The organism is Synechococcus sp. H60.3 (assembly GCF_047462295.1).
In the GTDB taxonomy this organism is placed as follows: Bacteria; Cyanobacteriota; Cyanobacteriia; order Thermostichales; family Thermostichaceae; genus Thermostichus.
In genome coordinates, this window is the sequence record NZ_JANSIY010000182.1 from 1 (window position 1) to 2954 (window position 2954).

General features: G+C 55.6%; 4 protein-coding genes. 3 read left to right on the forward strand and 1 reads right to left on the reverse strand.

The window, feature by feature from the left end; translation table 11 throughout:
- Nucleotides 1-1773: DNA polymerase I (gene polA, locus NW841_RS12525; RefSeq protein ID WP_414386691.1), on the forward strand; the 1773-nt coding region annotated here is incomplete at its 5' end.
- Nucleotides 1774-1828: 55 nt separating this feature from the next.
- Nucleotides 1829-2089, forward strand: coding sequence for a glutaredoxin 3 (gene grxC / locus NW841_RS12530; RefSeq protein WP_414359978.1), 261 nt, complete (start codon nucleotides 1829-1831; stop codon nucleotides 2087-2089).
- Between the two features lie 71 nt (nucleotides 2090-2160).
- Here the strand turns inward: grxC and NW841_RS12535 are convergent, their stop codons facing one another.
- Nucleotides 2161-2457 carry a DUF2470 domain-containing protein gene (locus NW841_RS12535; RefSeq protein WP_414378482.1) on the reverse strand — a complete coding sequence of 99 codons (297 nt, stop codon included), beginning with the start codon at nucleotides 2455-2457 and terminating at the stop codon, nucleotides 2161-2163.
- Between the two features lie 147 nt (nucleotides 2458-2604).
- Here NW841_RS12535 and NW841_RS12540 point away from each other — a divergent pair.
- On the forward strand, nucleotides 2605-2954 hold a 350-nt coding region (locus tag NW841_RS12540; protein ID WP_414386694.1), incomplete at its 3' end, for a DUF29 domain-containing protein.

Genomic DNA, 2954 nt, shown 5'->3' on the forward strand with positions numbered 1-2954 from the left:
CGCATTGTGGATACCCCAGAGCAATTGGAGCTGTTGCGGCAAGAGCTGTTGGCCTGTTCGGGGATCGTAGCCTGGGATACGGAAACCACGAGTTTGGATCCCCGCGACGCCCAACTGGTGGGAATTGGCTGCTGTTGGTCAGAGGGGGATGTGGCCTATTTGCCCATTGGTCACCGCCAGGGATCCAACCTGGACTGGAACCTAGTTAAGCAGAGCCTAAAGCCCATTTGGGAGGATCCCAATCGGCCCAAAAGCCTGCAAAATTGCAAGTATGATCTCAGTATTTTTCGCGCCCATGGCATCCGCCTACAAGGGATCCAATTTGATCCCATGCTGGCCAGCTACGTTCTCAACCCAGAGGCCAGCCACAACTTGGCCGACTTGGCAGCTAGCTATTTAAATTTGCCCACCACCAGCTACGAAAAGTTGCTGGGCAAAGCAAAGTCCATTGCCGATCTGCCCATTGCCAAAGTGGCAGAATATTGCGGCACCGATGCCTATTGCGCCTATCGCTTGGTGCCTATCCTCACCGAGAAGCTGCAACAGACTGACCCACGCCTCTGGAATCTTTTTATCCAGGTGGAGTTGCCCTTGGCTCATGTTTTGGAAGAAATGGAGTGGGTCGGCATCCGTATCGACACTGAGTTTCTCCAGCAGTTTTCTCAGGAGCTGGAAAAAGAGCTACAAAGCCTGGAGCAAAAGGCCTATGCCCAAGTGGGGGAGGTCTTTAACCTCAACTCTCCCAAACAACTGGCATCCCTACTCTTTGAAAAGCTCAAGCTAGATGTCCGAAAAACTCGCAAGACAGCTACCGGCTACTCCACCGACGCTTCTGTTTTAGAGAAGCTGGAAGGGGATCACCCAGTTATTGAAACTATTCTCCAGTACCGCACCCTGGCCAAGCTCAAATCCACCTATGTGGATGCGCTGCCAGCTCTGGTAAGACGCGATACAGGCAGGGTGCACACCAACTTTAACCAGACCGTTACTGCCACTGGCCGGCTCAGCTCCTCCAACCCCAATTTGCAAAATATCCCCATCCGCAGCGAGTTTAGCCGCCGCATTCGCCAGGCCTTCATTCCCCAGGAGGGATGGCTGTTGGCCTCGGCTGACTACTCACAAATTGAGCTGCGCATCCTGGCCCACCTCAGCCAAGAGCCAACCCTCCTTGAGTGCTTTCGCTCCGGGGAAGATGTGCATACCCTAACCGCTCGCTTGCTCTTTGAAAAGCAAGAGGTAACCAGTGAGGAACGCCGCCTTGCCAAGACAATTAACTATGGCGTGATCTATGGCATGGGAGCCCAGCGTTTTGCCCGCACGGCAGGAGTATCGCTGGCAGAAGCTAAGCAGTTCTTGCAGCGATTTAATGAGCGCTATGCTGGCGTTTTTGCCTATCTCCGCGCCACCGAAGCCTTTGTGGAAGAACACGGCTATGTGGAAACCATCCTGGGTCGCCGCCGCTATTTCCCCAATTTGTCTCAGCTATCGGGCCACCGCAAACAAGCCGAGCTGCGGGCTGCTGTGAATGCCCCCATTCAGGGATCCGCTTCAGACATTATCAAAGTAGCTATGGTGCGCCTGCAGGAAAAGCTCCAGAACTTTCGTTCGCGTTTACTTTTGCAGGTTCACGACGAGCTGGTATTTGAAGTAGAGCCCTCAGAATGGCAGGACTTACAGCCCCTCATTCAAAGAGAAATGGAAGGGGCGGTGCCCCTCTCCATACCGCTGGTGGTGGATATTCAAATTGGCCACAACTGGAAGGAGGCCAACTAAGGGATCCCAGCTCTAGAGAAATGTTAAGCTATGTGAAAGCGTTCGTTATCTCCCTATGGCTGTTGAGATCTACACCTGGCGTTTTTGCCCTTTTTGCATTCGCGCCAAGCAACTGCTAGACCGCAAGGGAGTCAAGTACATCGAATACGCCATTGATGGGGATGAGGCGGCGCGAGCGGAGATGGCTAAGCGGGCCAACGGGCGCCGTTCGGTGCCCCAGATTTTCATCAACAACCAGCACATCGGCGGCTGCGACGACCTCTATGCCCTTGAGGCCCAGGGCAAGTTGGATCTGCTCCTGCAGCAAGCTCACTAGACCCGTCTCTTGCCGGCCTCGGCTGGCTAGCCAGTGCTGGGGTCTTCTCCTTTTTTGCTGCCAGGCCCAGATTAGCTACTGGCTTGCCGGAGGCGAGCACGGGCCTGTTTCAGCATGGCAATCAGGGTGTGGTGGGCATCTTCAGAATCTTTGAGAGGGTGCTCAAAGGGAATGCGCAGGGTTCGTAGGGCCCCGTCTACCTCTACCTGCAGGTCCATCCCTTCTGAGTCAATGGCCTGCATGCGAGCCTGCGTCACCCCTTCCACTTGGCCGAAGACTTTGGCATAGAGCGCCAGCGCATCGGCGTGGTCTTCGTTCATGTGTTTGCAGATGCGCTCGCTAACCTGAGGGGTGAGAGGGTCGGCCATAGAGTTGCAAAAGGGATGTCCAGATTTTAGTCTAGCGGACTCTTGGCTCAAGCGGCAGTTAAAGGCAGGCCAGCTCCCCCGCGCCCAGCCACTTGTAGAGCCAGTAGGATTGGTTGATACCCGGGCAGCGCCCAGATGGGGGTGGACATGCAGCTTTACGAGCGCGACTTCTATGCCTGGACTCAGGAGCAGGCAGCGCTGCTGCGGGCGGGCCGGCTGGAGCAGCTAGACACCGTGCATTTGGCGGAGGAAATCGAGGCTTTGGGCAGGCAAGAGCGCCGCGAATTGGTCAATCGCTTGGGGATCCTGCTGGGGCACCTCCTCAAATGGCAGTTCCAGCCCCAGCTTCGCGGCAAAAGTTGGCAGGCCACGATCATCGAACAGCGACAGGAGATCCAGGAGCTCATTGCGGAGAGCCCTAGCCTCAAAGCTTACCTAGCTGAAGCGATGGAAAAGGCCTATCGAAAAGGACTGCTCCTGGTGGTGAGAGAAACGCC

Bases quoted from the DNA above. Each gene is read 5' to 3' on its own strand.
- grxC (WP_414359978.1), top strand. From the start codon at position 1,829: ATGGCTGTTGAGATCTACACCTGGCGTTTTTGCCCTTTTTGCATTCGC.
- NW841_RS12535 (WP_414378482.1), bottom strand. From the start codon at position 2,457: ATGGCCGACCCTCTCACCCCTCAGGTTAGCGAGCGCATCTGCAAACAC.